The following is a 22,085-nucleotide window of genomic DNA, read 5'->3' on the forward strand; positions in this document are numbered from 1 at the left end:
ACAACCAACATCCCTGTACCCGCCGTTCGGAACCCAAACGGCGGCGCTTCTCACAATGAGATGAAGGGGGTCAATTTTAGACGCCGATCACCCCGCTAAGGGGGGCAATTTTGCACGCCGCTCCACAGTCCGAGATGCCGGCTTTTCGTTGTCAAGCCGAGTAGCGTGACACAACAACTAACACGAGGATCGACCCATGGCATGGTTGGCGAGATTGCTTCTGCTGGTTCCGGCGATCGTGGCCGGCTGGTTCGTATCGCGTGAAGATCCGCGATATTGGGTTATCGCTATGGTGGTCGCATTGGTCTTCCTGGCGTTGACATGTGTGGCGGCGATCTATGCTCCCCGTCTCTCGATCGTTCCACGGCGGCGCGGCAAGCGCCGCGGGGCAGGAACTCGCACGAGAGGGCGATGACAGCGGCATCTTGCAGGAGGTTGCACGCCTCCCTCACGTCTCCGCAGGCGCGAGCACGCTACGGCAAACCGCTGTAGCGCTTCCTCGTCGTCTTCATTCCCGTACCGATCCATCAGGTCGGGAGTAGCTTAACACCCCGTCCAGAGAACCGGCACCACCTCAGCCCGCTCACACATTGGCGGAACGAATCGGCTTGGATGAGGAACTATGCTGGATCGTTTGTGTGGATCTACGTTGCTAAACGTGTGTGGTTTCGCACCCGCTACTGCTCCGTCGCGCCCCATCGTCAGCTTCGGGGGCACCGGTTGCTACAGCATACATCCTAAGCCGTTTTAAACGAAGAATTTTTGGAAAATGGTCGGGGAGACAGGATTCGAACCTGCGACATCCTGCTCCCAAAGCAGGCGCGCTACCGGGCTGCGCCACTCCCCGACCTGGGGTGTCGATGTCCGGCATCACGAGATGCCGTTCGGCGTTGGTGGGCCCGGCAGGATTCGAACCCGCGACCTAGCCGTTATGAGCGGCCAGCTCTAACCGCTGAGCTACAGGCCCCGCCTTGCCGTTCCGGCTCCATCGACGAAGCCGGCCTGAAGCGCGTTAGCTTGGCTTTGTGAATCAGGCAAGCGGGCTTCTGACGGTTTTACACCGCCTCCACGATTTCCTTCGCACTGGTCGGCTTCACACCGCGCATCATCAGGTGCGTGAAAAGGCTGCTCCACCAGGCATAGAGGGTGTCCAAGTCGGCTGCGCTGCGCACGTAGGGTGTGTGGCCCGGTGCCAGCGAGGGGCTGTGGAAGGAGAAGACGAGAACGGGCAACCCTTCGTCGAGGGCGATGTCGACGCCGCGCAGGGCTTCTTCGGCGGTGACGCCTTCCGGGGTCAGCGGTATGCGTTCAAGCAGCCCGGCTCGTGCGAGGGCGCCACGGAGCGAAGGCGCACGCCACAGGTGAGGATAGAGAATGTTGCCGATCTGGCGCAGCGGTCCCCAGTACACCGTGGTCAGGGGCAGTTCGAGCAGCCGGCGTGCCGGATCAGCCCAATAGGGGTGAAGGGGGTGCTCTCGAAAGTTGGGGCCGCCTCCACGGCTGTAGTCGAACCGGGCCCGCACCGACGTGTCGATCCGAATGCCGCATTCGAGAAGGATTTCGGCCGTCTTCGGGCCAAGACCGTAGCGGCCGGCGCGGTAGGTCTGCGGTGCGACTTCGAAGACCTCCTCCAGCCGATCCCGAAGCGTCAGAAGCTTTTCCCGTTCCAGCGCGAAGGGCAGGTTGCCGGCGTAGCTGTTTCGCTCGTTCACCTCCTCGCGAAAAGGCGGGCTGACCCAGGGATGGAGCTGCACACCGATTTCCGCCGCGCCCCGTGCCACCGCGTCGCCGAGTGCATCGCGGGCGAGCGGTGAAACGGCGACCGGCCAGTCGATCAGGTATGTCGGAACGACCCCAAAGCCCTCGCAGAACTGCTGGAAGTGGCGAAGTGCCGGCACCGTGGCGGTGCCATGCGTCGTCCGGTCCAGCGGTGAGGACCAGTCGAATTCCTCTTCCGTGTCCACCGTGACGATGAAGCGTTGTCCGAAGCCTTGATCAAAGGTCGCAAAGGCCTGCCGGGACGGCGGCAACAGCAGATTGGGGGTGGGCAACTGGTTTCCGTTCAGGAGCGGTGCGAAGACATCGCCGGGCCGTCCGGGGCATCGGCAGCGAGCGCGGGTAGCGAGAGCCGCAGGACGTCACCCACGCGGTGAAGACTACCGCCCGCAGCGGTCGCTTCGGCCGTGGCAAGGCGGAGGGTGAAGCCGATGCCGAACATGCCTGCAGCCAAAGATTGTCCCCGGTCGCCGGCGATCGCATCGAAAAGCGCGTCGGGCTCCCTCTCCACAAGTGCGGCGGGCAGGGCGATGGACAGTTCGACGGCTTCCGGACGCACGAGCCATCCGATCCTCAGCATTTCGCCCGGAGCGGCCGAGCCTGCAAGCGCGGCGAGCAGGCGCCAGATCAGGCGCTCGGCCTCGACCTTTGCCAAGCGGACGGGGAGGCGGGTGGCCGCAAGATCCGCAGCAAGAGAGAAGCCACTGTTTCGCGGCTCCGTCCAGGCCCGCAACTGGACGATCGTCTGGGCGAGGACATGGGCAAGGTCGCACTTGCCAGCCTCCATCGCCTGAACCCCCGATTCGAGCTTCACCAGCCGGTCAAGCTCCTCGAACCCGGCGAGAATATGCGCGCAATCGCCCGCGATCGCGGCAGCGAGAGCCCGATATTCATGAGGGGCGGGCCCATAGAGCTGCTGCTGGATGATCTCGGCGGCGACCTGGATCGCGTTTGCGGGCGTCCGCAGTTCGTGAAGCACCTCCCGCATGCGCTCGGCTTCCGCATGGGGGCCGGACCGTCCTGCCGTTTCAGCCGCCGAGGCTGGCCGACGAAGGCGGCCGCAGTACCCCTCGAAGCGGCCATGGCGGAAACGCGGCACGGCATCCACGCGCCACGGACCGCTCACGGCCGGAGCACCAGTGACGACGATATGGGCGCCCTGGATCGCAAAACGCTGCCGTAGGCTGTGAGCAAGATCGCTGACGCAATCGGCTTCCTCGGCAGCCAACGCCAGGTCAAGCCCGGTCACGGAGGGCGCGTGAGGGCCATCCGCCCAGTCGATTCTGCCTTCGACATTCGTTGTGAAGTCGATTGCGCTGGCCGTGCGTTGAGCGGGCGCGGAAGCGCTTTCCGGGCCGATGCCCGTAAGGTCCGCCGGCGCCTGGGCCAGCGCCTTTTTCTCCCGGGCCTTGCGGAACTCCTCGATCCTGCGGACGATGGCCCCGATGCCCTCGCGTGGGCTGGCGGCCGGATCGGCCGCGACCTTGTGCTGAAGTTCCTTTTGCTGCTGCACCGCCCGGGCTCGCGCCCAGTCGCTCAAAGAGGTGGGCGGTGGCGGCTGATCGTCGAACTCCAGCAGCTTCATCACATCGGCCGAGATATCCTGATCGGCGGCGATGTCTCCTGTCGGGAGCCTGGCGCCGGGTTGAACGCTCTCGGGGATCGGGTCCTCTGGCAGGGGCTCGGCGGGAGGCGCCGCCGGCAATCCCCGGTCGTGCACGCCAAGCTGCTCAAGCAGGTGATCGACGCCTGCGGGAAGATCACGCCGGTGGCGCAGGATGCCACGTGCCCGGACAGGCAGGCGCGGCACGAGCGCCAGCCACTCTTCATCTCTCAGTCTTGCGGACGCAATTGCCGCGCTGGCGACGTCGGGTTCGGCCTCGGCCAGCCAGCCGAGAAGGCGCGCGTTCGAAAGCGGTTGCAGCGGATGGCGCAGCAGCCGCGCCCGCTCCCCAGCGGGGAGACGACGGGCCAGCCGCTCAAGCTGCGCGAAGGCCGCTTCCACCGTTTCGCTCCTGCCGGCGCGCTCCGGCGCGCTCCCGAGTATATCGACGAGTTGCCGAAACTGGATCCGCGCCATGCCCTCTCCCGAGGAGGGCAGGCGCAGGACAGTGGCAAGGCGATCGTCGAAGTGCATTCCAACTCCAGGAGTGCGACCGCTGGCCGCGCCGATTCGGGTGACAGGCTCGTTCTATGGACCGTTTAGGTTTACGATAAGGAAACCGCCGGGAAGAACTTTGTAGCAGCGCCGCTTTTAGACGAAAGAGTGCGTTTTGTGGCGTTGCAAACTGGCACGATTACGCTATGGCATAATTATATTACGGCGTTCTAGCTTTTTTGAAGTGTATGTTGCTATGGGGTACGGAAGACGTCTGCCCGGGGAAAGCAAATGATCAATCTTGATGAAATCGACCGCCGCTTGCTTGCGGAACTGCAGGCGGAAGGCCGGATCACCAATGTCGAACTTGCGCAGCGCGTGGGCCTGACCGCGCCGCCGTGCTTGCGCCGCGTGCGCAGCCTGGAGGAAGCCGGCGTCATCCAGGGGTATCACGCTGACCTGGATGCATCAAAGCTCGGTTTCACCATCACGGTCTTCGCTCTTGTCAGCCTCAAGAGCCAGGCGGAGGAATCCCTGCGCGCCTTCGAAGACCACATGAAGGGGCTCCCGGAAGTCCGGGAATGCCACATGCTGAATGGCGAAATCGACTTCATCCTCAAAATCGTCAGCCGCGACCTGCAGAGCTTTCAGGAATTCCTGACGAGCAAGCTGACGCCCGCCCCGAACGTGGACAGCGTCAAGACCTCGCTCACCATTCGCACCGCGAAGAACATTCCGGGTGTTCCGCTGGGCTGAGGCCGAATTCTGAGATGAACGTTCGATCACGACGCACCCTGCTGCTCGCTGTCGTGGCGTTGCTGTTGCTGGGGGCCAACATCTGGTGGCTGACACGGCGAGCCGGGGATACGGAGCCTGCTTTCGTGCTTGGCGGCAGTTCCACCGCCATCACCGTCGACAGTTCTGAGCTTGGCAGCCTTCCAATATTCGAGGGGAAAAGCGGCTGGACTGTGCAGGGGCGCCCGCTGTCGTCCCTGCGGGGCTATGTGCGTCAGCCTGATGACCCGCAGTCGAAGGCAGGGGGAGCGTCACAGCCTTACGTGCTTGTAGCGCTGCCTGCCAAGGCGGATGCTGAAACGGTGCAGGCGATGCTGCTCTCGCTCGTCCGGGAGGACCTGTGCGCCGTCGCTGTCGTGCAGATGGACGAGAAGCGTGCCCCCGGGGCCTCGTTGAAGGCGTTTGTTCAGCGCATCGTTCTTGTGCGCGATGAGGACGGCGGCCGGCAGAGCTGCCGCGCCGCCTGATACCGATATCGTCAGAGCCGTGCGGCCGCTTCGAGCGCCAGCACGTAGCTTTGGGCGCCGAATCCCGCGACGGTTCCCTTCGCAGCTTGACCCACCCAGGAAGTGTGGCGGAATTCCTCGCGAGTATGAGGGTTTGAAAGGTGTACCTCGATCACGGGCACCGAAATCGACCGGATCGCATCGAGCAGCGCGATCGACGTGTGCGTATAGGCTCCGGCGTTGAGCAGAACGGCTTGGGCTCCACTGTCTTCGGCTTCGTGCAACCAGTCTACGAGCGCTCCCTCGTGATTGGACTGGTGCATGACCACCGAGATCCCCAGTTCACGTCCCCGATCCGTGAGGAGAGCGGCGATGTCGTCCAGGCTCTGCGAGCCGTAGATCGAGGGCTCGCGCTTGCCCAGCCGGTTGAGGTTAGGGCCGTTCAGCACGTAGACGAGCTTTTCCGCCATTTCTCTTGATAACTCCGCTGCTCAAAGGGGGCGAAGACTCCGCTTTAGCGGAGGCACCCACAGGCGCAACCTGCGGTCAGCGCAGAGCAGCCTTTGGCATTATCCGACCGGCGGTATGCCGGGGTCCGGTGCAGGAGCATTGCCGGGCAGGGGCGGTGGCGGCGGCGCGCCATCCGGCGCCATGGGGAACCGCGGCTGCTCCTTGATGTCCTCGTCTCGCGTGGTCTCCGCACCTTCGGCCGGCTCGCCCGCCCCTGCATAGAAGCGGGCCAGATCGGCCTCCCGCTTTGCCTTGGCCTCGGCCTTGAGGCGGGCGGCCTCCTGTGCCGCCTGCTCCTCCGACGAGGCTGTGCTCTCGAGAGCCTCGGGTGAACCTGATTGTCCGCAGGCAGCAAGGGCCGGAACAAGAGCAAGGGACAGAAGAGCTGCGCGCACGGCGTAGGAAGGAGCGGAACGGGCCATGGGCATCACGTAGCAGAAAAAGTTAGCGTTTCGTTCAACGGTCCGAGCCCTTGCCTTTCCCCCACTGGCGCATAGCCGAATAGCCGAGGTAACCCGTGCCAAACAGTACGTACAGCGGTTCAGGAAGCCCGGCGAGATAGCTGTTCATACCATCACCGATCGCCTTCGCGAGCGTGGGGTCGAACGCTGAAATCAGCCCCATCGGCAGAGCCCACAGGATCACGATGTACATGACGTAGAGAAAGGTCGGCCGCGCCCGGCTGGTCCACGGGTCCGCACTGCTGCCTTCGGCAATGATGGCCGAGACGCTGGATTCCACCCATGCGATTTCCTGCAGGCTTTCGAGTTTGAGAAGCTCCAGCTTCGCCCGATCACGCGCCTCGGTGTCGGGGACGACTCTGTCGATGATGCGGACGAGGGTTGCGAACAACGATTCGGGTAGCGCCATGACAAGTCCTCGCTGGAAGGTAGACTTGCCGATCTTTAACCGATCTGGTTCGTGTAGGAAAACGGAAAAGGCTTTCCGCTGCTCTTCCAGCTTCAGCACGGTGCGCCAGGAGAGATCGTGCCGCGGCGACCAGCCGAGGGTGGCGACAGTCAAAGGAAGGAAGGCCCGGTCTGAAGAAACGAAAACAGCCGTCTGTTGCACAAGGCAGCAAACGGCTGTTTTTGATTGGTCGGGACGAGAGGATTCGAACCTCCGACCCCCACACCCCCAGTGTGATGCGCTACCAGGCTGCGCTACGTCCCGACCGGAGCGCGGCCTATAGGCAGGTCCGTCGGGATGCGCAAGCGTCTCTGTAAGAGTTTTTCGTCGCAGCCCGCGCTCGCTTGAACCTTAGAGGCCAGGACCTATCTGCCTCACGCGGGCGGGGTGTGCGAAGGCGTTCGCGTTGCCACCGCTCGCCTTTATTGCTAACCGCCCGCATCCGACTGCACGTTGGGGCGGATATTCTCCACCACGCGTGCAGGAATCGACCGCTGTACGAATCGCCGGTCGATCCGCGACACGAGAAGGCCCATCATTTCCATGCAGACCTCGATCCTTGCCCAACTTGCCGCAGCCGCTCCTGCCGGTGCTCCACCGGCCTGGATCACGTATATGCCATTCGTGGCCATGGCGCTGATCTTCTGGTTTCTCATCCTGCGTCCGCAGATGAAGCAGCAGAAGGAACACAAGGCGAAACTTTCCGGTCTCAAGAAGGGCGACGAAGTGCTGACCGGCGGCGGCTTCATTGGCCGTATCGTGAAAGTGGATGACACCTACGCCGAGGTTGAGCTTGCGCAGGGTCTCAAGGTCAAGGCGCTCAAGTCGACCATCGTCGATGTGATTCCGCCTGCCGGCGCAAAGCCCGCGAACGATTGAGCGGACGCTTCTTGGGGAAAGCGATAGGCGATGCTTGAATTTTCCATCTGGAAGAAGGTCTGGTACTGGGGGGTGGCGCTGGTGCTCTGCCTTCTTGCGGTACCGACGCTGCTTTCCTTTACCACCGTTCACCTGCCGGAAGGCGTACCCGCTCCGAAGGTCAACCTCGGTCTGGACCTGGCGGGCGGTTCGCGCCTTCTGCTTGAGGCCGACCGCAACCAGGTCATCCAGCAACGCCTGGAAGGCATGGAGGAATCGGTCCGTACCAAGCTCAACCAGGCTCAGCCGCGCATCGCCATCGGCGACGTGTCCAGCCGCGGCGGACGTCTTACATTCACGGTACGCGATGCCGCGCAGGTGGATGCCGCGCGCGAAGCCTTGCTGCCGCTGACCAATGGCGCCGGTCTTTCCGGACAGCGCGACTGGGACATCCAGGTCGTGAACGGCAACCAGTTCGTGATGGCGCCCACGGCGGCCGGCATCGACCTGGAAGTCAGCAACGCCATGGAAACCGCGGTCGAGGTCGTGCGCAAGCGCATCGACGCGCTGGGGACCAAGGAGCCCGACATTCGTCGCCTGGGTGGAACCCGCATCGACGTCCAGGTTCCGGGGCTTCAGGATCCCGCCGCGCTGAAGGCGCTGCTCGGCCAGACGGCCAAGCTCGAATTCAAGATGGTCGACGAAACGGCCTCGCCGGCTGACCTGGCACAAGGCGTCGTGCCGCCCGGGTCCGAAGTGGTACCCTACGCCGATGCTGCCGACGCCGCTGGCGGTGCTCCCGTGATCGCCGTGAAGCGTCTGGGCGGGATCAAGGGCGATCAGCTCACCAACGCCAAGCAGAGCTTCGAGCAGCAGACCAACCAGCCGGTCGTCGATATCACGTTCAACCAGCAGGGCGGCGAACGCTTCGCTCAGCTGACGAGTCAAAATGTCGGCAAGCGCTTTGCCATCATCCTCGACGGCAAGGTGCTCTCGGCGCCGGCGATCAATGAACCGATCCTCGGCGGCAGCGCTCAGATTTCCGGCAGCTTCACGACCAAGTCGGCGACCCAGCTGGCGATCGCCCTTCGTTCGGGCGCTCTCCCCGTCGATCTCAAGGTCGTCGAGGAACGCACCGTCGGGCCCGATCTCGGTGCTGAAGCCATCGACAAGGGCGCCATCGCCATGGCCGTGGGCACGATCGCACTGATGCTCTTCATCGTGTTGACCTACGGCCGTTTCGGCATCTATGCCTGCGTCGCGCTGGTGCTGAACGTGCTCATGATCCTTGGGGTCATGGCTCTTTTCGGAACGACCCTGACGCTGCCAGGCATTGCTGGCTTCGTGCTGACCATCGGCGCCACCGTCGATGCGAACGTGCTCATCAACGAGCGCATCCGCGAAGAACTGGCGAGGGGGCGGCGTGTCGTCCAGTCGGTGGAACTGGGTTACCGCGAAGCAAGCCGCGCCATCTTCGATGCGAACATCACCAACTCCATCGCGGCGGTTCTGATGTTTGCCTTCGGCTCTGGCCCGGTTCGCGGTTTCGCCGTCGTGCTGATGATCGGCATCGCCACCTCGGTGTTCACGGCCGTGACTCTCACTCGCATGTGGATCGCCGGCTGGTTGCGCAAGGCGCGGCCTGCGACCCTCAATCTGTAAGCTCGGACAAAGATCATGAAGCTCCTGAAGCTTATTCCTGACAACACGAACATCCGCTTCCTCAAGTGGCAGTGGCCGTTCTTCATCAGCAACATCGCGCTGATGCTGGCGTCCGTCGTGTTGCTGTTCACGCACGGGCTCAACCTGGGCGTGGATTTCGTCGGCGGCCAGATGATCCGGGTGACGTTCGAGCGCAGCGCCACCGCGCCTGTCCAGCAGCTGGAAGACGCGGTCGGCAAGCTCGGCTACGGCGAGCCGGTCGTGCAGACTTTCGGCAAGCCCAACGAGATCTCGCTGCGCATGAAGCTGCCCGAAGGCACGGAGGCCCAGCCGCAGCTGGCCGATGCCATGGCGCGCAAGATCACCGAATCCATCAAGCAGAGCTTTCCCGACGCCCGCATCGACGGTGTTGATTCGGTGTCCGGCAAGGTTTCGGGTGAGTTGTTCAAGACCGGCATGATTGCGCTCGGTCTGGCGATGATCGGCATCTCGATCTACATCTGGGTCCGCTTCGAATGGCAGTTCGGCGTTGGTGCCCTGTTCGCCCTTCTTCAGGACATTCTCCTGACGGTGGGGATGTTCTCCTGGACGCAGATGGAGTTCGACCTCAACATCGTCGCCGCTCTGCTGACGTTGCTCGGCTATTCGCTGAATGACAAGATCGTGGTCTACGATCGTATCCGTGAAAACCTGAAGAAGCACCGCCGGATGCCGATGGCCGAACTTCTCGACCTGTCAGTGAACGAGACGCTTTCGCGTACCGTGGTGACGTCGCTCTCGATGCTTATCACCTTGCTCGCGCTGCTCCTTCTCGGGCCGGACGTGATCTTCGGGTTCACCGCTGCCATCACGCTGGGTATCTTCATCGGCACCTACAGCTCGATCTTCATGTCGGCACCGATCCTGATCTGGCTGGGCGTGAAGTCGGACAGCTTCGTAACGACGGAGTCCGCCATCGACCGGCAGGAGCGCCTCGCGCGCGAGCAGGGCTCGCCGCAGGTCTGATCACCGGATCCTGGCAGGAAAAAAGCCCGTTCCGCCAATGCGGGACGGGCTTTTTCGTGTGCAGCCTTGTTTGGGCTGGCGGCCGGTATTCAGATAGCGGGCGTCAGAACCCGGGCGACGCTGACAAACTCCGCAACCGTCAGAGTCTCGGCGCGGCGTTGCGGATCTATCCCGAGCGCCTCCAGAGCGGCCAGAGCGCCGGGTACGCCCTTCAGGCTCTGGCGCAGCATCTTGCGGCGCTGCCCGAAGGCCGCTTCGGTCACGCGCTCCAGCACCCGCATGGAAACACCCGGGGGCGCGGCGCCGGGCACGACATGCACGATCGCCGACATGACCTTCGGCGGCGGCGTGAACGCGCTCCGGTGCACCTTCATCGCCAGCTTCGATCGGGATCGCCACTGGGCCAGCACCGCCAGACGGCCATAGGCGGACGTATCAGGCTCCGCGACGATGCGACGGGCGACCTCTTCCTGGAACATCAGCGTCAGCGTTGCCCATTGCGGCGGCCAGGTCTTTCCGGACAGCCAGCCGGTAAATAGCGCCGTGCCCACGTTGTAAGGCAGGTTCGCGACGATGTGATAAGGCCCCGCAAACAGGCTCTCCGGGCTGATCTTGAGAGCATCGCCCTCCATCACCTTCAGCTTGCCCGGATAGGCGGCTTCCACCTCAGCCAGCGCCGGCAGGCAGCGCCGGTCCATCTCGATGGCCGTGACGTTAGCCCCGGCGCGGAGGAGCGCGCGCGTCAGGCCGCCGGGGCCGGGGCCGATTTCCAGAACGTCGCGGCCTTCAAGTGAGCCCGGGATGGCGGCTATGCGGTCAAGAAGCTGTTCGTCGAAAAGGAAGTTCTGGCCGAGGGCCTTGGACGCCGAAAGCCCGTGGCGAGCGATGACTTCACGAAGCGGGGGGAGGGGGGTCATCTTCTTCTCGCGGCGCATTCGCCGGCCATTCTCAGCGCGGCAACCATGGCGCCGGCGTTGGCCAGCCCCTTGCCAGCGATGCCGAAGGCCGTTCCATGGTCAGGGGAGGTGCGGACGATCGGCAGGCCCAGCGTGACATTCACACCCTGGTCGAAGTCGAGCGTCTTGATGGGGACGAGTGCCTGATCGTGGTACATGCAGAGCGCCACGTCGTATGCGGCGCGCGCGTGAGGCGTGAACAGGGCGTCGGCTGGGTGAGGGCCCGTCACGTCCAGACCTTCGGCGGCCAGCGCCTGGATGGCCGGTAGGATTATGTCGCGGTCCTCCGTCCCCATGCGGCCGTCTTCCCCGGCATGAGGGTTGAGGCCGGTGATGGCGATGCGGGGGTTCGGCAGGCCGAAATCGCGGGAGAGCGCACGGGCAACAATGCGCGCCTTCCCCTCGATGAGCTGTCGGGTGATCAGCCGGGGAACTTCGGCCAGAGCTTCGTGGACGGTGAGAGGCACCGTTCGCAGCGAAGGCCCGGCCAGCATCATCACCGCGGCATCATGGGGAAGGCCGGAAGCGTCCGCCAGAAACTCCGTCTGACCGGGCTGCGAGAAGCCGACCATGGCCAGCCGCGACTTCGCAATAGGCCCCGTGACCACCGCGCCCGCCCTGCCGGAAAGCGTCAGTTCCGTTGCACGGGTGAGGGAGTGCAGCGCGAGCCGCGCGCCGTCCAGCGTCGGCTGCCCGGGAGAAGCACCGCAATCCTCTTCCCCGAGCACAGGCAGGCCTGCAGCGAAAGCGTCCGCAGCCTCCGCAGGATCGCCGATGCGGATGATGGGAAGGCTGATTCCGCGCGTCCGGGCCGCGCTTTGCAGAACATCGGCGCCGCCAACCACAACGAACGGGGGAAGAGCGCTTTCCTCTCGCCGGGCCCAGCTTTCAGCGATCACTTCCGGAGCGATGCCGGCAGGGTCGCCAAGGGAGACGGCAAGCGGCAGGTCGGCCTGCGGGGCAGCCCCAGCCTTGCCAGGGTTCATGTCAGCTGCCCCGCCCGATCTCAGTTGTATTCGATGACTGCGTCACGACGCAGATCGCGCAGGTACGTCTGCGCGCGCTTGTTCACGCGATCGTCCTCGAGCTGTGCCTGCAACTGTTCGAAGCTGGGTCCGCTTTCGGACTGCGCGTCGTCGCGGCCGCACAGCATGAGGATGCGCACGCCGTCCTCAAGCGAGCCGAAGGGCGGCAGGGTTTCGCCGGGGGAAAGCTGCAGGACCGCGTTCTGAAGCTGGCCCGGAAGGTCGCGCGCCTTGACCTGGTCGTTGGTCACGACCTGTGCTCCGAGCGTCTTGGCAACGCCGTCGACATCGCCGCAGCCCTTGGCCGCCTTCATTGCCTTGGCGAATGCCTCGGCGCGCCGGCTTGCTTCCGCCTCGCTGACGCCTTTGGGGAAGGGAAGCGAGATCTGCTTGAGCGAGAGGATCGCGTCGCGCGGGTCGGCCGTCAGAACTTGCCGCTTGTCGATGAGGTAAAGAATGTCGAAGCCGCCGGGGACTTCGATCGGACCGGCGAGCTGACCGGTGTCCAGGTCACGCGCGACGGTCTGGAGCTCGGCGGGAAGCTGCGCCAGGCGGACCCAGCCCAGATCGCCACCGACGGACGCCGTGCTCGCCTGCGAATACTGGCGTGCGTAGGCGACGAAGCTGCCGCCCTGCCGCAGTTGCTGGACGATCTGGCTGGCGTTCTTGTACACCTGCTCACGCGTTTCGGGCGTGGCGGCGAGATAGATCTCGCCCAGGCGGTATTCGTCCGTACCCTTGGCCGCCTTCAGGCGGGCGAGCACGTCGTTCACTTCATCGTCGGAGACGTTGATGAAGGGTTGAACGTTACGCTGGAGCAGTCGCTGCCACGACAGTTCGCCCCTGATCTGGCGCTTGAGCGATTCGGGCGAGGAGCCCACGCGCTTGAGGTACGCGTCCATCGCGGCGGTGTTCTGGCCGAAGTTCTGCTGTGCGACGCGCGCGTAGGACTGGTTCACCTCGGCGTCTTCCACGGACACGTCGGCAGCCTTGGCTTCCTGGATCTGCAGCGTTTCGTCGATCAGGTTGCGCAAGATCTGCAGGCGCAGACGCTTCATTTCCTCGGCGTCAATCTTGCCCTGGTTAGCCGCGACGATCAGCGCCAGACGCTGGTCGACGTCCGTACCGGTGATCACGTCGCCATTAACTACCGCCGTCGCGCGGCGCATGTTCGGGTTGTCGTCCCCGAAGATCTTCACATTGTCGGGAATCACGATCTGGCCCTGTGGGGCCGACTGCGCCGACACGCCCTGCGCGGCGCCGAGGGCGGCGGACACGGCGACGAGGCTGCCGAAACATTGAAATGCGCGCTTCAGGAATCTGCTGCGATTGACTGCTTGCACCGTGATATCAATCCCGTTTCTGACCGGCCGTAAGCCGGTTCATCCGCGGCAGCGCTTCACCGAAGCTGTCTGTCGCATAGTACGTCGCACTTGCCGCGCGGCGGCTTAACCGAAAATGAGCACACCCGATAGCGGCTTTGGCCGGCAGTGCCAATGGTCCGAAATCAAACGGCAGGGCGTCACCCCCCGCCGATGTTCTTAAGCGTGAAACCAAGCTGGAACGAATCGCCGCGGCGCACGTCCCCCAACGCCACGTAGTCGCGGCGCCACGTCAGCGAAAGCTGGATACAGTCGTCCTCGTAGGCCGCGCCGATGCGCGTCCGGAGAGGCTGGAAACCATCGGAGCCGTTGAGGGGGTCTTCCTGCCTGTCGGTCATGTTGACCACGGCGGAGCCGAACACGGACCAGTAGCGCGCGAAGGCCAGGCGACCGGCGGCGCGCAGCTCCTCGCGATCCTGCAGATCCTCGATGTCGACTGAGATGTCCCGGTTCAGCTTGGTGTAGCCGACCTCGAGATATGTGCGGGTATTGCCGATGACCGCGTCGAATTCGTTGCGGCGCACGGCGAAGGTGTCCTTGTCCACGCGGAAGCGGTGGATGAAGTTGATGAAGTCGCGGTATCGGATTTCAGTGCGCCCGACGATGTCGGACGTCTTGTTCGCCAGCCCCGTGCCGTCCGGCAGGACCGTGGCGCGGTTGTTCAGCCGGACCGACTGGCCAACCGTCGTCTTGATGCGCCAGCGCGAGCGCTCGAACTGCCAGTCGAGCCCATAGGTGAAGCGCACGCCGTCTTCGATCCGATCGTAGCCGGGGAAGCGGTTGATGGCGAAAAGATTGCCGGTATCGAGTTCGATGGCGCGGGAATCTTCATTGGGAATGTCGAGGTTTCGGATCTTCGGGCTGGCAACCAGCTGTACGCGTGGGGTGAGCACCTGGGTCCCGCCGAATGCCTGGCCGACCAGGGGCCACTTCACGTCGATAGCGGCCGTCGCCACGCCGCGGCCCTGCCACCCGGACATGCCGCGGTAGAGATCCTCGCTCGTCAGTTCGTTCTGCCGCGAATGATAGACGTCTCCGCGCACGAGGCCGGTGAGGGTGATTTCCTGGCCCATTCCGGTCAGGCGGCGTAGTGACCACTCACCGTAGGCGAAGGCGCGCTGCGTATCCTGCCCGTCCGGGCGGGTGATCGCGAGCGAATTTGCCCGCAGTTCGAAGCGTCCACCCAGCAGCGGATCCTCGAGCCTGCGGCGGTATTCGACAACCGGCAAGGCGATCGGAATCAAGCCCTGCTTGCGATCCGCGACAAGCGTCTGCGTCGCATAGCCCGCAAGGGAGAAGTAGCTGTCCTGATCGATCCGCTCCAACTCGACCATGGAGCGCAGCCGGTCATCGCGGTTGATGTCGTAGCGGCGCAGGAAAGTGCGGTCCGTGGCGCGGCGGATCGATCCGGTCACGCTCCAGTTGTCATTGAGCTGAAAGCGGCCGTTCGCGAAGATGTAGCCACGAAACGCACGTTGGCCATCGACATCCTCGCGCCCGTCCGAGATCGGTATCTTCTGGCTTGCGGTGGCGTAGCCGGTGATCTGGTAGGCCCCATTTTCCGTGAGGGCCCGGTACTCCAGCCGACCCATCGGCGCCGCCTCGGTGAAGACGGAGAACGTCCCGGTGAGGTCCCGGTTTTCCGCTATCTTCCAGTAGTACGCCTGGGCGACTTCAAACCCGTTCGACGGGCTCGACTTGATGTCGGGCATGAGGAAGCCGGACACCGCATGGCCGTCGGTGCTGACCGTGAGGCCGAGCAGCGGAAGCTGCACCAGTCCGAACAGCTCGATCCGGGCTCGCTTGAAGCGAACCCGCTTGTCGGCGTCCGAATAAATGACCTGCTTTGCAACGACGCGCCAGCTGGGGTTCTTGGGGCAACCATCGTCATCGACCACGTCGCACCCGGTATAGGCGGCACGGGTAAGGATGACGTCCCCGTTGGGGATGCGTTCCCCTTTGAGCGCCGCGAGACGGCCTCCTTCGCGCAGGACGAGAAGGAGGTTCTCCATCATCCCCGTCTTCAACTCGTCGGTAAGCTCGACCTGTTCGGTGTAGAGCTGGTTGCCGTCGTCGTCGACCATGCGCACGTTGCCGTCCGCGACAATCTTGCCGCTGTCCCGGTCCCAGCGGACAGTGTCTGCCCGGACCGACTGGACGCGGCCCTGGTCGTCCCGCCGTCGTAGAACGACGTTGCCGCTTGCGGTAACGACCTCGCTGTCCTGCTCGTACTGCACGTCGTCCGCTTCGAACGCGACCGGTTCGGTGTCACCGGTGGAAGGAGGCGGAGCGGGGGGCGCACCTTCGATCGGTGCTGCATCGACGGGCCGCGCGACGTCCTGTGCAAACGCTGCATGGGGCAGGACGGAAGCAGAAATTCCCATCGCCAGTGCACAGAGGGGAAGGGAAGGCAAGCAACGGTCCGAAAGGGGAAAACGGGCTTGCAGGTTGGGCTGCGCGGCTGGGAGCATGGGTTGCCTATCGCATCGCCTGTGCCTAACTGCAATCCAGTCATGCGGTGAAGCGCAAAAGTTCAGCGTTTCATCGGGGAAATCCAGGAGAATCCATGAAGATCCAGTTCCTTGGCGCGGCTGAAGGGCCGAATGCCCTCAACGGAGCCACCGTCGCTGCACGCCTCGTCAACCAGGACGCCGTGCCTGCCGACCTGGAGCCCGTTCTTGCCGAGGGGGCCCGCCGGGCTCGCTTCACCGGCAAGGCAGGGCAGATATTCGAAAGCTTCGTCGATCGCGGGGGTAAGGTGGTCCGCGTTGCGCTCGCCGGTTTGGGCGAGCCGTCCGCGAAGGATCGCAAGAGCGCGATCGAACGGGCAGGCGCCGCGGTCGTCGCGAAGTACCTGACGAGCGGAGAGACCGCACTCGTGCTCGATGTGACGGGCGCGGGTCTTTCGGCCGAGGAAGCGGCCGGTGCGTTGCTCGGCGCGGTTCTGCGCTCCTGGCGTCATGACGTATACCGCACCAAGCTGGCGGATGACGCGAAGCCTTCTCTCGCGCAAATCGCACTCGTGGGCGCGCCAGACGGCACCGAGGCGGTGTGGGAGATCGAGCAGGCCATCGCCCAGGGCGTGGCATTCACGCGCGAACTGGTGACCGAGCCTGCGAACATCATCTATCCGGAAAGCTTCGTGGAGCGCTGCAAAGCCCGCATGGAATCTTCCGGTCTCACGATTCGCGTTCTCGACGAGAAGGAGATGGCGGAGCTTGGCATGGGCTCGCTGCTTGGCGTAGCGCAGGGGTCGGTCAAGCCGGCCCGCCTGCTGGTCATGGAGTGGCGGGGCGGCGAAGAGGGTGCCAAGCCCGTGGCCTTCGTCGGCAAGGGTGTCTGCTTCGACACCGGCGGTATCTCGATCAAGCCTGCCGCCGGCATGGAAGACATGAAGTGGGACATGGGCGGCGCCGGTGCCGTCGCCGGGACCATGCTCGCACTGGCGCTGCGCAAGGCCAGGGCGAACATCATCGGCGTGTGCGGCCTCGTCGAGAACATGCCCGACGGCAACGCCCAGCGTCCGGGTGACGTCGTCACCTCGCTGTCGGGCCAGACGATCGAGGTGATCAACACGGACGCCGAGGGTCGCCTGGTGCTCTGTGACGCCCTGACCTGGGTACAGCGTGAGTACGCTCCGGCCAAGATCGTCGACCTGGCAACGCTGACGGGTGCGATCATCCTCAGCCTCTCGCACGAATATGCCGGCTTGTTCTCCAACAACGACGATCTGGCAGCAGCCCTCAACGCAGCCGGCGATGCCTCGGGCGAGCGTCTGTGGCGCATGCCGATGGGTCCGGCTTACGACAAGATGATCGACAGCCCGATTGCCGATATGAAGAATGTCGGTCCGCGCTTCGGCGGCTCGATCACTGCGGCGCAGTTCCTGCAGCGCTTCATCGAGAACGATACGCCCTGGGCCCATCTCGACATCGCCGGCACTGTCTGGACCGACAAGGCAGGGGCGACCTGGGACAAGGGCGCCACGGGCTTTGGCGTGCGCCTGCTTGATCGCTTCGTGCGCGATACGCTGGAAGCCTGAGCGGAGGAACGCGGCTGATGCGCGTGGACTTCTACCAGCTCAGCCGCGACCCTGTCGAAGCGGCGCTTCCCCTGATCGCACGCAAGGTGCTGGCGGACGGCGGGCGGCTGCTCGTCGTTTCCGCAGACCGCGACCAGCGGGAACGCATATCGCGCAGCCTATGGTCGCTCGGGCCCGAGACGTTCCTGGCGAACGGTCATTCGGGCGAGGGGGAGGATGAGCGCCAGCCCATCCTCCTGTCGGAGAACGTGGCGCCCGTGAATGACGCCACCTTTCTGGCTCTGGCCGATGGCCGCTGGCGGGAAGGGGAGGCTACGTTCGCGCGCACCTTCTTCATGTTCGACGAAAATACCGTCCAGCATGCCCGTCAGGTCTGGAGGGACCTGCGCGCCCGAGAGGGTGTCGAGCACTTCTACTGGAAGCAGGAGAACGGCCGCTGGGTGCAGGCCGGATAGCCTTGCGACTGCCGCAAATCCCGGCTAGGGGCGCGCGCAACAATCACGCTTACATTCGCAAGGAACACCCCATGGCGGTCACTCGCACCTTCTCGATCATCAAGCCCGACGCCACCCGCCGTAACCTGACCGGCGCCGTCACGAAGATGCTTGAAGAAGCCGGCCTGCGGGTTGTCGCTTCGAAGCGCATCCAGATGACGAAGGAACAGGCTGAAGGCTTCTACGCCGTTCACGCTGAACGCCCGTTCTTCAACGACCTCGTTTCGTTCATGATCTCGGGTCCGGTGGTCGTTCAGGTGCTTGAAGGCGAAGACGCCGTGAAGCGCAACCGCGACATCATGGGCGCGACCAACCCCGAGAACGCCGATGCAGGCACGATCCGCAAGGAGCTGGCCGAATCCATCGAAGCCAATTCGGTTCACGGTTCGGACTCCGACGAGAACGCGGCCATCGAGATCGCGTACTTCTTCAAGCCGGAAGAGATCGTCGGCTAAGAAGACGGTTAATTTTCGTTAAGAAAGACGAAGGCCGCCGTTTCTGGCGGCCTTTTTCTTTGTCTGATTCCAATCACGGTCTTATCCCGTTCTTGAACGCTACCAAGGCGATTCTGGAGGGTAGGATGGCAAAGACAATTCTGGCAGCGGCATCCGTGTCGTTCCTTGCGGCGGTCCTGATGTCGCACGTCGGCAGCACGAAGGCGGTGGCGTCCGGCGGAGCGATGCAGGCCTACGCCGCCGAAGTGGAAACGCGCTGATTTCGCCCATATCGGCATGGCGCTTGACGGCTCGCAGTTTCGATTTGATCGAGCCTGTCTCGCTGCTGTAGCGTCTGCGCGATAGGAGACGCGCTATGCAAGGCATGGGTGAGACAGGAGAGGCCTGCCCCTTCGAATTCAACTTCGATGAAAAGAGCTTCAAGGTCGGGGACACGGTAAGCTACCGCGTGAACGGCAGCCTCGAAGGTTTTCCCTTCGTTGGCACGCTCGTCGAAGTTCATGAGGATTACGTGCTGATCGCCGGAGATCCTCAGGACCCGGACAAGCGGTATCGCGGCACGCGCGAGAGCCGGCCGATGGTCGATTACGAGCAGATCTGACGAGGCACGGCCAACCGTCCGCTGCGGGTCTAGGCCTCCGGCGTCGCCTGCGTGACGAGCCTGGCGAGGCACCGTGAATAGAGCTGGTGCTCCGCGATCAGCACGCGAGCCGCCAGACTGTCCGCCGTGTCGTCCGGCATGATGGCAACTTGCGTCTGGCCGAGGATGGGGCCGTCGTCGAGTTCGGCGGTCACAAGGTGGACGGTGACGCCGCCATGGCTGTCCCCCGCCTCGATCGCCCGTTCGTGCGTGTGGAGCCCAGTGTACTTGGGCAGGAGAGAGGGGTGGATGTTCACCATCCGGCCTTCCCACTTCGCCACGAACTGGCCGGTGAGGATGCGCATGTAGCCGGCGAGAGCGACCCACTCGGCCCCTGCAGCACGAATGGCCGCGTCCATCGCGGCGTCATGCTCGGCGCGCTTCATGCCCTTGTGGCTGAGGGCGAAGGTCTCCACCCCCTCGGCCTGCGCCAGGCGCAGGCCCTTCGCATCAGGGTCGTTGGCTGCGACCAAAACGATCTCGTAAGGGCAGTCGTTCGCGCGGCTGGCGTAGAGGAGGGCAGCCATGTTGGTGCCGCCCCCCGAGATCAGAACGGCGACTCTGGCCTTAGCCAAGGTGGACCGCCTCCCACTGTTCACGTGCCGACCAGGCTTCCGCCGATCCCTGCACGGTGCAGCCCTTGTCGCCCGGTTCGATGGCGCCGATCACGAAGACCGTTTCGCCGGCCGCTTCAAGCTCGGTCTTGAGGGCCGCTGCCTCGTCGGCCGCCACGGCCAGCACCATGCCGATGCCGCAGTTGAAGGTGCGCGCCATCTCGGCAGGTTCGATGTGCCCCTGCGCCTGCAGGAAGGCCATCAGTCGCGGCTGGGGCCAGGCATCGGCATCGATGCGGGCATGAAGGCCCTTGGGCAGGACGCGCGGAATGTTTTCAAGCAGGCCGCCGCCGGTGATATGGGCAAGGGCATGGATGCGGCCGGCCCGGATGAAGGGCAGGAGGGTTTTGACGTAGATGCGGGTCGGCGCGATCAGCGCGTCGATCAGCAGGGTGTCCTGGTCGAACAGGGCGGGGCGGTCGAGCTTCCAGCCCTTGTCCTCTGCAAGCCGGCGGACGAGCGAGTAGCCGTTGGAGTGGACGCCTGAGGAGGCAAGGCCCAGCAGCACGTCGCCTGCGGCAACCTTGTCGCCGGTAAGCTGCTCGCCGCGTTCAACGGCGCCCACGCAGAAGCCGGCAAGGTCATAGTCGCCAGCGGCATACATGCCCGGCATCTCGGCGGTCTCGCCGCCGATGAGAGCGCAGCCGGAGATCCGGCACCCTTCGGCGATGCCCGCCACGACCCGCTCGGCTACGCCATTTTCCAGCTTTCCGGTCGCGAAGTAGTCGAGGAAAAACAGCGGCTCGGCGCCCTGCACGATGAGGTCGTTCACGCACATGGCGACAAGGTCGATGCCAATGTGGTCATGACGGTCATGATCGATGGCCAGTTTCACCTTGGTGCCCACCCCGTCGTTTGCGGCGACGAGCAGCGGATCCTTGTAGCCAGCAGCGCGCGGATCGAAGAAGCCGCCAAAGCCTCCCAGCTCCGCGTCGGCACCCGGACGCGCGGTGGACCTGGCGAGCGGGGCAATGGCTTTCACCAGCGCGTTTCCGGCCGCGATGGAGACGCCGGCCTGCTCGTAGCTATAGCTCTTGGGGGAGTTATCGTCGGACATTGCGGCCGCGTAGCCGTTTGTGGCTTGGATTTCCATCTTCGTTTAGGCAAAAGGCCAGCGGTTTCGACAATGGCGATCACAATCTCATCAAAAAACCCGCGGCCTGCCCGCATGGGCCTGGCCTTCAAGAGGTCTGCGGGCAAGGCTGCGCTCTGGTGGTGCGGGGCTGCGTGCCTTGCCGTCGGCGCCATAACCGGGGGCCAGATCCTCGCGCAGATAGAGGGTGATCGCGGCATAGCGCCGCTCGCCAACTCTCAGGACATCCAGGTCAACGGCATCACGGTGGATGTAACGGCCAAGACGGGCGCTGAGGCGCGCATCGCGGGCTGGAAACAGGCTCAGAAGGAAGCCTGGAAGAAGCTCGGCGGGCCGGACATGCCAATCGAATCGATCGATGCGATGGTCTCTTCCGTCGTTATCGGGCGGGAGCAGATCGGGCCAAAGCGGTACATCGCGACGGTGGGGGTCATCTTCGACAAGGCGAAGGCAGGACAATACGTCGGGGCAGGAGCCGGAACCGGTCCGCGGTCAGCGCCCCTGCTGCTGATTCCCGTCCTGGATTCCGGTGGTGTGCGGCAGGTGTTCGAGGTTCGCGGCCCGTGGCAACGCGCCTGGGCGGAGTTCCAGGCCTCCTCCAGCCCCGTCGACTATGTGCGACCAACCGGCTCGGGCGGCGAATCGCTGATTCTGACCGCCGGGCAGGCGTCCCGGCGCAGCCGCCTTTGGTGGCGAAGCGTTCTTGGGCAGTTCAATGCCTCGGACGTGGTGATGCCGGTCGCGCGCCTTGAGCGGCAATGGCCGGGCGGCCCCATCAAGGCCACGTTTACGGCGCGCCACGGGCCCGACAACACGTTTCTCGGCAGCTTCACCATGCAGGCAGCGAGCGAGGAAGAACTCCCGCGCATGCTCGAGCAGGCCGTGGTCCGCGTCGATGGGATGTACCGCGACGCCTTGTCCTCCGGTGCTCTGGATCCTGATCCGTCCATCAATGCGGGCGGCGTGGCGCTGGACCGTGCCTTTGCCGAACTGCGCGAAAAGCTCATGCCGAAGGGCGACGTCAGCCCGCCTGCCGCTGCCCCGCAGCCGGCGACGGAGCAGACCGAAAGCGCGGCGCCCATTGTGGCGGAGGCCGTGTCGGTCCAGTTCGCGAGCCCGGATGCCGCGTCGGTCGACAGCGCTCTGGCTGCGGTTCGCGGCGTACCCGGCGCGCAAGGGGCCGCAGCGGTCAGCCTTGCAATCGGCGGAACTTCCGTGATGCGGGTCATGATGGTCGGTGGCGGTGAACGCCTCGCCGCCGCGTTGCGGGCGCAGGGCTGGAAGGTTTCGGGCGGCGGTTCCGCCCTGAGGATCAGTCGCTAGGC

At 64.4% G+C, this 22,085-nt stretch carries 21 protein-coding genes, 3 tRNA genes and 1 pseudogene; 11 read left to right on the forward strand and 14 right to left on the reverse strand.

The annotated features are described in order from the left end of the window. Positions 1–770: 770 nt before the first annotated feature. The 4 genes from C2R25_RS08910 to C2R25_RS08925 form a co-directional block, all read right to left on the reverse strand. Positions 771–847: transfer RNA gene (locus tag C2R25_RS08910), tRNA-Pro, on the reverse strand. A 44-nt stretch (positions 848–891) separates the two neighbouring features. Then, positions 892–967: transfer RNA gene (locus C2R25_RS08915), tRNA-Ile, on the reverse strand. An 88-nt stretch (positions 968–1,055) separates the two neighbouring features. Next, complete coding sequence (locus tag C2R25_RS08920) at positions 1,056–2,051, reverse strand: polysaccharide deacetylase family protein (protein ID WP_103728859.1); 996 nt, start codon at positions 2,049–2,051, stop codon at positions 1,056–1,058. Positions 2,052–2,062: 11 nt separating this feature from the next. Continuing rightward, a complete protein-coding gene (locus tag C2R25_RS08925) occupies positions 2,063–3,913 on the reverse strand; it encodes a HAMP domain-containing histidine kinase (protein ID WP_103728860.1) in 1,851 nt (616 codons plus the stop codon). Positions 3,914–4,165: 252 nt separating this feature from the next. On the opposite strand from C2R25_RS08925, the gene C2R25_RS08930 reads away from it, so the two are divergent. After that, on the forward strand, positions 4,166–4,630 hold the full coding sequence (locus C2R25_RS08930) for an Lrp/AsnC family transcriptional regulator (RefSeq protein WP_043975394.1): 465 nt from the start codon (positions 4,166–4,168) through the stop codon (positions 4,628–4,630). A 14-nt stretch (positions 4,631–4,644) separates the two neighbouring features. Continuing rightward, positions 4,645–5,136: a hypothetical protein gene (locus C2R25_RS08935; RefSeq protein WP_103728861.1), complete on the forward strand. Its 492-nt coding sequence runs from the start codon at positions 4,645–4,647 to the stop codon at positions 5,134–5,136. Between the two features lie 11 nt (positions 5,137–5,147). On the opposite strand, the gene aroQ is transcribed toward C2R25_RS08935, so the two are convergent. The 4 genes from aroQ to C2R25_RS08955 all read right to left on the reverse strand — a co-directional run bounded on the left by aroQ (position 5,148) and on the right by C2R25_RS08955 (position 6,798). Next, entirely contained in the window at positions 5,148–5,585 is a 438-nt protein-coding gene (aroQ, locus tag C2R25_RS08940) for a type II 3-dehydroquinate dehydratase (protein ID WP_103728862.1), read from the reverse strand. 99 nt (positions 5,586–5,684) lie between these two features. Further along, positions 5,685–6,047, reverse strand: a complete 363-nt coding sequence (locus tag C2R25_RS08945) for a hypothetical protein (protein ID WP_103728863.1) — start codon at positions 6,045–6,047, stop codon at positions 5,685–5,687. Between the two features lie 34 nt (positions 6,048–6,081). Further along, entirely contained in the window at positions 6,082–6,696 is a 615-nt protein-coding gene (locus C2R25_RS08950) for a holin family protein (protein WP_103728864.1), read from the reverse strand. Positions 6,697–6,721: 25 nt separating this feature from the next. After that, positions 6,722–6,798: transfer RNA gene (locus C2R25_RS08955), tRNA-Pro, on the reverse strand. Between the two features lie 279 nt (positions 6,799–7,077). Here C2R25_RS08955 and yajC point away from each other — a divergent pair. From yajC to secF, 3 genes are read left to right on the forward strand one after another with little or no spacing between them, the layout of a single operon-like run. Continuing rightward, positions 7,078–7,413 (forward strand): preprotein translocase subunit YajC, encoded by a 336-nt coding sequence (yajC, locus tag C2R25_RS08960; protein ID WP_103728865.1) that lies wholly within the window; start codon positions 7,078–7,080, stop codon positions 7,411–7,413. Positions 7,414–7,443: 30 nt separating this feature from the next. Continuing rightward, on the forward strand, positions 7,444–9,054 hold the full coding sequence (gene secD, locus C2R25_RS08965) for a protein translocase subunit SecD (protein ID WP_103728866.1): 1,611 nt from the start codon (positions 7,444–7,446) through the stop codon (positions 9,052–9,054). 15 nt (positions 9,055–9,069) lie between these two features. Then, entirely contained in the window at positions 9,070–10,059 is a 990-nt protein-coding gene (secF, locus tag C2R25_RS08970; RefSeq protein WP_103728867.1) for a protein translocase subunit SecF, read from the forward strand. An 89-nt stretch (positions 10,060–10,148) separates the two neighbouring features. Here the strand turns inward: secF and rsmA are convergent, their stop codons facing one another. The 4 genes from rsmA to C2R25_RS08990 all read right to left on the reverse strand — a co-directional run bounded on the left by rsmA (position 10,149) and on the right by C2R25_RS08990 (position 15,893). Next, complete coding sequence (gene rsmA / locus C2R25_RS08975; protein ID WP_103728895.1) at positions 10,149–10,976, reverse strand: 16S rRNA (adenine(1518)-N(6)/adenine(1519)-N(6))-dimethyltransferase RsmA; 828 nt, start codon at positions 10,974–10,976, stop codon at positions 10,149–10,151. After that, entirely contained in the window at positions 10,973–12,001 is a 1,029-nt protein-coding gene (gene pdxA, locus C2R25_RS08980; RefSeq protein ID WP_103728868.1) for a 4-hydroxythreonine-4-phosphate dehydrogenase PdxA, read from the reverse strand. Before pdxA ends, rsmA begins: the two co-directional genes overlap by 4 nt. 20 nt (positions 12,002–12,021) lie before the next feature. Further along, positions 12,022–13,383, reverse strand: a complete 1,362-nt coding sequence (locus C2R25_RS08985; protein WP_103728869.1) for a peptidylprolyl isomerase — start codon at positions 13,381–13,383, stop codon at positions 12,022–12,024. 179 nt (positions 13,384–13,562) lie between these two features. Next, positions 13,563–15,893 carry an LPS-assembly protein LptD gene (locus tag C2R25_RS08990; protein ID WP_103728870.1) on the reverse strand — a complete coding sequence of 777 codons (2,331 nt, stop codon included), beginning with the start codon at positions 15,891–15,893 and terminating at the stop codon, positions 13,563–13,565. Positions 15,894–15,988: 95 nt separating this feature from the next. Between C2R25_RS08990 and C2R25_RS08995 the strand changes: the two genes are divergently transcribed. The 5 genes from C2R25_RS08995 (at position 15,989) to C2R25_RS09010 (ending at position 19,014) form a co-directional block, all read left to right on the forward strand. After that, positions 15,989–17,464: a leucyl aminopeptidase gene (locus tag C2R25_RS08995; protein WP_103728871.1), complete on the forward strand. Its 1,476-nt coding sequence runs from the start codon at positions 15,989–15,991 to the stop codon at positions 17,462–17,464. Positions 17,465–17,481: 17 nt separating this feature from the next. Further along, on the forward strand, positions 17,482–17,919 hold the full coding sequence (locus C2R25_RS09000) for a DNA polymerase III subunit chi (RefSeq protein ID WP_103728872.1): 438 nt from the start codon (positions 17,482–17,484) through the stop codon (positions 17,917–17,919). A 71-nt stretch (positions 17,920–17,990) separates the two neighbouring features. Beyond that, the gene (ndk, locus tag C2R25_RS09005) at positions 17,991–18,413 is read left to right on the forward strand and encodes a nucleoside-diphosphate kinase (protein WP_103728873.1); all 423 of its coding nucleotides are present in this window, start codon (positions 17,991–17,993) and stop codon (positions 18,411–18,413) included. Between the two features lie 125 nt (positions 18,414–18,538). Further along, complete coding sequence (locus tag C2R25_RS21150; protein WP_255400454.1) at positions 18,539–18,673, forward strand: hypothetical protein; 135 nt, start codon at positions 18,539–18,541, stop codon at positions 18,671–18,673. A 95-nt stretch (positions 18,674–18,768) separates the two neighbouring features. Continuing rightward, positions 18,769–19,014: a hypothetical protein gene (locus C2R25_RS09010; protein WP_103728874.1), complete on the forward strand. Its 246-nt coding sequence runs from the start codon at positions 18,769–18,771 to the stop codon at positions 19,012–19,014. 47 nt (positions 19,015–19,061) lie between these two features. Here C2R25_RS09010 and purN read toward each other — a convergent pair. Then, a pseudogene (gene purN / locus C2R25_RS09015) lies at positions 19,062–19,628 on the reverse strand (phosphoribosylglycinamide formyltransferase); the annotation flags it as partial. Further along, positions 19,621–20,724, reverse strand: coding sequence for a phosphoribosylformylglycinamidine cyclo-ligase (gene purM / locus C2R25_RS09020; protein WP_103728896.1), 1,104 nt, complete (start codon positions 20,722–20,724; stop codon positions 19,621–19,623). The gene purM and the pseudogene purN, both read right to left, overlap by 8 nt. A 69-nt stretch (positions 20,725–20,793) precedes the next feature. Between purM and C2R25_RS09025 the strand changes: the two genes are divergently transcribed. Then, positions 20,794–22,083: a hypothetical protein gene (locus C2R25_RS09025; protein ID WP_103728876.1), complete on the forward strand. Its 1,290-nt coding sequence runs from the start codon at positions 20,794–20,796 to the stop codon at positions 22,081–22,083. Positions 22,084–22,085: the final 2 nt, after the last annotated feature.

Origin of the sequence: Novosphingobium sp. HII-3 (assembly GCF_002916655.1) — a bacterium.
Taxonomy (GTDB): domain Bacteria; phylum Pseudomonadota; class Alphaproteobacteria; order Sphingomonadales; family Sphingomonadaceae; genus Novosphingobium; species Novosphingobium panipatense.

What these genes read in the sequence shown, in the direction of transcription:
- pdxA (WP_103728868.1), bottom strand. Translation starts at nt 12,001, where the DNA reads ATGAACCCTGGCAAGGCTGGGGCTGCCCCGCAGGCCGACCTGCCGCTT.
- C2R25_RS08995 (WP_103728871.1), top strand. Translation starts at nt 15,989, where the DNA reads ATGAAGATCCAGTTCCTTGGCGCGGCTGAAGGGCCGAATGCCCTCAAC.
- C2R25_RS08930 (WP_043975394.1), top strand. Translation starts at nt 4,166, where the DNA reads ATGATCAATCTTGATGAAATCGACCGCCGCTTGCTTGCGGAACTGCAG.
- yajC (WP_103728865.1), top strand. Translation starts at nt 7,078, where the DNA reads ATGCAGACCTCGATCCTTGCCCAACTTGCCGCAGCCGCTCCTGCCGGT.
- secF (WP_103728867.1), top strand. Translation starts at nt 9,070, where the DNA reads ATGAAGCTCCTGAAGCTTATTCCTGACAACACGAACATCCGCTTCCTC.
- rsmA (WP_103728895.1), bottom strand. Translation starts at nt 10,976, where the DNA reads ATGACCCCCCTCCCCCCGCTTCGTGAAGTCATCGCTCGCCACGGGCTT.
- C2R25_RS09025 (WP_103728876.1), top strand. Translation starts at nt 20,794, where the DNA reads ATGGCGATCACAATCTCATCAAAAAACCCGCGGCCTGCCCGCATGGGC.
- C2R25_RS21150 (WP_255400454.1), top strand. Translation starts at nt 18,539, where the DNA reads ATGGCAAAGACAATTCTGGCAGCGGCATCCGTGTCGTTCCTTGCGGCG.
- C2R25_RS08990 (WP_103728870.1), bottom strand. Translation starts at nt 15,893, where the DNA reads ATGCTCCCAGCCGCGCAGCCCAACCTGCAAGCCCGTTTTCCCCTTTCG.
- C2R25_RS08935 (WP_103728861.1), top strand. Translation starts at nt 4,645, where the DNA reads ATGAACGTTCGATCACGACGCACCCTGCTGCTCGCTGTCGTGGCGTTG.
- C2R25_RS09010 (WP_103728874.1), top strand. Translation starts at nt 18,769, where the DNA reads ATGCAAGGCATGGGTGAGACAGGAGAGGCCTGCCCCTTCGAATTCAAC.
- purM (WP_103728896.1), bottom strand. Translation starts at nt 20,724, where the DNA reads ATGTCCGACGATAACTCCCCCAAGAGCTATAGCTACGAGCAGGCCGGC.
- secD (WP_103728866.1), top strand. Translation starts at nt 7,444, where the DNA reads ATGCTTGAATTTTCCATCTGGAAGAAGGTCTGGTACTGGGGGGTGGCG.
- C2R25_RS08945 (WP_103728863.1), bottom strand. Translation starts at nt 6,047, where the DNA reads ATGGCCCGTTCCGCTCCTTCCTACGCCGTGCGCGCAGCTCTTCTGTCC.
- C2R25_RS09000 (WP_103728872.1), top strand. Translation starts at nt 17,482, where the DNA reads ATGCGCGTGGACTTCTACCAGCTCAGCCGCGACCCTGTCGAAGCGGCG.
- aroQ (WP_103728862.1), bottom strand. Translation starts at nt 5,585, where the DNA reads ATGGCGGAAAAGCTCGTCTACGTGCTGAACGGCCCTAACCTCAACCGG.
- ndk (WP_103728873.1), top strand. Translation starts at nt 17,991, where the DNA reads ATGGCGGTCACTCGCACCTTCTCGATCATCAAGCCCGACGCCACCCGC.
- C2R25_RS08925 (WP_103728860.1), bottom strand. Translation starts at nt 3,913, where the DNA reads ATGCACTTCGACGATCGCCTTGCCACTGTCCTGCGCCTGCCCTCCTCG.